Genomic DNA, 4,151 nt, shown 5'->3' with positions numbered 1-4,151 from the left:
AGAAGCCTCCAGCGAATGCGAACCAAGCTCAGATAACGACATGGCCTCCGAATAATAATACAATGCTAAATCTTCTCGTCCCATTTCGATATAAGCATTACCAATATTTTTTATAGCATCTACACGCTTTCCATTAGAATTAATAGATTTAAAAATTTCGTAAGATTCTATAAAGTAAATCAGCGCTTTATCGTATACCCGTTTAAGAGAATATACAGTTCCAATATTATTCAATGTAGATGCCTGAGCTTCTTTATCATTTATTTCGGTACTTATTCTTAAAGATTCTATATAATACTCAAGCGCTTCTTCATACACTCCTTGGTTTTTATAGATTACACCGATATTATTTAAGGCAGCAGCTCTACCATTTGGGTAGCCTATTTCATTGGCTAATTCTAACGCAAGAATAGATTGTTCAAGTGCTTTTGTTGGGTTCAGGCGGTTATAGATTGCATAAAGTTTATTTAGTACATCTACTCGATCTTTACCTTGTGCAGTCTTAAGTTTATTTTCCAGGCTATCTAAATCCTGAAAAGCCTGGCAGTTGAAAGCCATTACTATTAAAACAACTAAGAGGTATACTCGTTTCATAGAATGCCAAATTAAGCATATAATGCGAAACAACATGAAATCAAATAAAAATTGTATTCGTATAAGTTTGTAATTAGCTTAAAGAAAAAATCATATGAGAAATATAGTATTCATTTTCATTGCGTTGGCTTTATCTATTAATAGTATGGCTCAGGACTCACTTACTACGGTAATTCTTGTTAGACATGCAGAAAAGGGTTTTAGTGAAGATGGTGACCCATCTTTAAACAAAAAGGGTAATGCACGTGCTAAGCATTTAGTTGAGATGCTTGAATCTCAGGAAATTGATGAAATTTTTACTACACCCTTCAAAAGAACAAGAGAGACGGTCGCACCTATAGCAGAAGCAAAAGGAATAAAAGTTCAGGAATATAACCCATTTAATTTGGATGCCATGCTTGAGATTATTTCAGCAATGAAAGGACAATCATTGCTTGTCGTGGGACATTCAAATACAATTCCCGTGTTGATTAATAAATTGATTGGTGAAGAGCGTTATAAAATGATCGATGAAGATGAATATAATAATATGTTCATAGTTTCATTGAATTCAGTAGGTGATGGAAAAGTACTCCATTTGAAATATGGAGAATCATCTAAAAAGTGATGAACTAACATTAGTCAGATGTGTTAAATCTATAAATGCATCGTAAGCCAAACCTTCCAACCAAATTATGTCCTGTTTGCCAAAAACCATTCTCATGGCGAAAAAAGTGGGCAAAAGTATGGTCTGAAGTTATTTATTGCAGTGAGAGGTGCAGAAGAAATAAAGTCAAATTAAAAACATCGGTATAAATGGAATATAAAAGATTAGGCAAATCAGGTTTACAGGTTAGTCGGTTGTCGTTTGGTTCATGGCTAACATTTGGCAAGCAAGTAGGAGATACCACAGCGGAGAGCCTGATGAAGATAGCCTATGATAATGGCATTAACTTTTTTGACAATGCAGAAGCCTATGCTGGTGGTAAGTCAGAAGAAGTGATGGGAGAGGTGCTTAAAAAGATGAATTGGCGAAGAGATAGTTATATAGTTTCCAGCAAAGTATTTTTTGGTGCAGATGGAGGTAAAGGAGATATAAAACCAACACAAAAAGGCCTAAACAGAAAGCATGTTATTGAGGCTTGTGATCAGGCTTTGCAAAGATTGCAGGTAGATTATCTCGATTTATATTTTTGTCACAGACCCGATAAAGAAACTCCTATTGAGGAAACCGTTTGGAGTATGCATAATTTGATACAACAAGGTAAGGTGTTGTATTGGGGCACATCAGAATGGAGTGCACAGGAAATTATAGAGGCACATATGGTGGCCAAACAGTATAATTTGATAGGTCCAACTATGGAACAGCCTCAGTATAATATGTTGGTGAGAGATAAAGTGGAGGTGGAATTCAAGCAAATTTATAAAACGGTGGGGTTAGGTACCACTACCTGGTCGCCATTGGCTTCGGGCATACTAACAGGTAAATACAATGACGGATTTCCGAAAGACACCCGATTGGGAATTGAAGGCTTAGAGTGGTTAAAAGACCGATTACTAGCCGAGGAAAATCTCAAGAAAGTGAAGAAGTTAACAGAGTTTGCCAAAGAGTTGGGTACCACCATGCCTTTATTGGCCTTGGCTTGGTGCCTGAAAAACGAAGATGTCAGCACAGTTATCTTAGGCGCATCAAAAAATGAGCAACTCACAGAAAATTTAAAGGCATTTGAAGTAGTTCCTTTACTAACGGAAGAAGTGATGGAGAAAATAGAGGCGACTTTAGAGAACGCCCCTGTTCATCCACCATTTTAACATTAGGCTCTGCTATGCAGGGCCACTCTATTGCCTTCCGTATCTTCGAAAATGGCCATGTAGCCAATATCTTCACTTATAAGCTTTTTGGGCATTAAAACTTTGCCCCCTGCGGGTTCAATTCTGGCAAGTTCGTTATTTAAATCGCCAGAATGGGCTGTAAAATACACCAGTGAACCTTCATGGCTGGGTGTGTAGAAATCAGGATGCTTAACCAAAGAACCCATGGCGCCTCCAGCCTGATGATTGGATGGAAACCAGCCCATATCCAGTTCGCCCATTTCATGCCTTTCTATTTTAAAGTCAAATACCTTTTCGTAAAATTTAATGGCTCTAGGCATATCGTTTACTGGCACTTCAAACCAGCCGACTACATTTGATTCTAATTCCATAATAAATAGTGAGTTTGATGACTCACCTAATTTACGAATTAATGCTATTCATTAATAGTGTCAACGATGGAGTTTATTTCATCAACCAATGAATGAATTTCATTAGGAATATTTTGTTTTACCTGATCGATAAGCCAATATCTACGAACGTCCCCCATCTTGTATTCAAAATATACACCACCGCCATCTGCACAATCAGGACAACCAATTATCGTATCTTGTATAGCTAAAATAGGTGCCGGAGTTTGAGTGAGCATATTTTCTGTATCTAACAGCTTTAGTGAAGTCAGTGGTAGGAAGTTACCTTGATAAGGCATTTTATAATCGGGGTAATTGTCATTGATATCTTCACTAAGAGAATTTTCTGACAACTTAAAGATTTCGATGCATTCTTCACCGGCACAAAAACCCGCATATCGGCCAAAAATCAGGTAATCGGAGTCTTGATATTGCTGCTCACCAATCAATAGAGGCTCTTCATCTTTGTTGCAACCGAAAAGAGTTACACTTAAGAGTAATAGAAAAGTGAATCTAACCATGTCTACAAATTTAGTGTTTTCAGTATGATGACACATGTTAATCTAAATTGGTTGGAATACGATATTCAAAAGGGCATAATACCTATCTTTAAAAAATGACCAATGGTGATATAATGGCTGTAGGAGAGGAGTGGTTCCAATCCAGAAAATGGAAAGTATTTGACTTTCAACGTCAGGCATGGGAGGCGTATCTAACTGGAAATCATGGATTGGTCAATGCCCCTACAGGAAGCGGTAAAACATATTCTTTGGTTGTACCTGCTTTGTTAGATGGTACGGTTAATAGTAACAAAGGATTACAGGTGATTTGGATTACCCCAATTAGAGCGTTGGCCAAGGAAATTGCCAATGCTACAGAAAGAGCAATAGAAGGCTTGGGGTTGGATTGGAAAGTGGGTGTGCGCACAGGCGATACTTCCACAAAAGAGAGGAATGCAATGAAAAAGAATCCTCCGGAATTTTTAATTACTACCCCGGAAAGTCTGCATCTGATGCTTGCCCAAAAAGGTTATCCCAACTTGTTTAAAAACCTAAGGGCAATAGTTTGCGATGAGTGGCATGAGCTTATTGGTTCAAAAAGAGGCGTTCAAATGGAGTTGGCACTTTCAAGACTTAAATCGGTGAGTGATAATTTACGGATATGGGGCATATCTGCTACGATCGGTAATATGGATCAGGCGGTGGAAGCCCTTTTAGGAGACGAAAAATCATATAAAATAATACGTGCCGATATTGAAAAGGCCATTGAAGTAGAAAGTGTTTTCCCTGATTCGGTAGAAGAACTACCCTGGGCTGGACATTTGGGTGTCAACCTTATCGATAAAGTTATTCCGAT

Annotated in this window: 7 protein-coding genes; 4 read left to right on the top strand and 3 right to left on the bottom strand. The window is 37.9% G+C overall.

Features of this window, described 5'->3' with window-relative positions:
• The coding region (locus RLO81_RS01760; protein ID WP_350106333.1) for a tetratricopeptide repeat protein at positions 1–594 on the bottom strand (594 nt) is incomplete at its 3' end.
• 94 nt (positions 595–688) lie between these two features.
• On the opposite strand from RLO81_RS01760, the gene RLO81_RS01755 reads away from it, so the two are divergent.
• Genes RLO81_RS01755 through RLO81_RS01745 form a run of 3 tightly spaced genes read left to right on the top strand, consistent with a single transcriptional unit; the run spans position 689 to position 2,385 of the window.
• Positions 689–1,201: a SixA phosphatase family protein gene (locus RLO81_RS01755; protein ID WP_350106330.1), complete on the top strand. Its 513-nt coding sequence runs from the start codon at positions 689–691 to the stop codon at positions 1,199–1,201.
• Between the two features lie 35 nt (positions 1,202–1,236).
• On the top strand, positions 1,237–1,389 hold the full coding sequence (locus tag RLO81_RS01750; protein WP_350106327.1) for a DUF2256 domain-containing protein: 153 nt from the start codon (positions 1,237–1,239) through the stop codon (positions 1,387–1,389).
• Positions 1,390–2,385: a potassium channel beta subunit family protein gene (locus RLO81_RS01745; RefSeq protein WP_350106324.1), complete on the top strand. Its 996-nt coding sequence runs from the start codon at positions 1,390–1,392 to the stop codon at positions 2,383–2,385.
• 2 nt (positions 2,386–2,387) lie between these two features.
• Here RLO81_RS01745 and RLO81_RS01740 read toward each other — a convergent pair whose 3' ends face one another.
• The gene (locus tag RLO81_RS01740; protein WP_350106321.1) at positions 2,388–2,777 is read right to left on the bottom strand and encodes a VOC family protein; all 390 of its coding nucleotides are present in this window, start codon (positions 2,775–2,777) and stop codon (positions 2,388–2,390) included.
• Between the two features lie 44 nt (positions 2,778–2,821).
• Entirely contained in the window at positions 2,822–3,316 is a 495-nt protein-coding gene (locus RLO81_RS01735; protein WP_350106318.1) for a hypothetical protein, read from the bottom strand.
• Between the two features lie 113 nt (positions 3,317–3,429).
• Between RLO81_RS01735 and RLO81_RS01730 the strand changes: the two genes are divergently transcribed.
• A partial coding sequence (locus tag RLO81_RS01730; RefSeq protein WP_350106315.1) for a DEAD/DEAH box helicase occupies positions 3,430–4,151 on the top strand: 722 nt, incomplete at its 3' end.

The sequence above is a fragment of the Fulvivirga sp. genome, assembly GCF_040220315.1.
GTDB lineage: Bacteria > Bacteroidota > Bacteroidia > Cytophagales > Cyclobacteriaceae > Fulvivirga.
This window is presented reverse-complemented; position numbering and strand designations above follow the sequence as displayed.

Bases quoted from the DNA above. Each gene is read 5' to 3' on its own strand.
- RLO81_RS01755 (WP_350106330.1), top strand. From the start codon at position 689: ATGAGAAATATAGTATTCATTTTCATTGCGTTGGCTTTATCTATTAAT.
- RLO81_RS01750 (WP_350106327.1), top strand. From the start codon at position 1,237: ATGCATCGTAAGCCAAACCTTCCAACCAAATTATGTCCTGTTTGCCAA.
- RLO81_RS01745 (WP_350106324.1), top strand. From the start codon at position 1,390: ATGGAATATAAAAGATTAGGCAAATCAGGTTTACAGGTTAGTCGGTTG.
- RLO81_RS01740 (WP_350106321.1), bottom strand. From the start codon at position 2,777: ATGGAATTAGAATCAAATGTAGTCGGCTGGTTTGAAGTGCCAGTAAAC.
- RLO81_RS01735 (WP_350106318.1), bottom strand. From the start codon at position 3,316: ATGGTTAGATTCACTTTTCTATTACTCTTAAGTGTAACTCTTTTCGGT.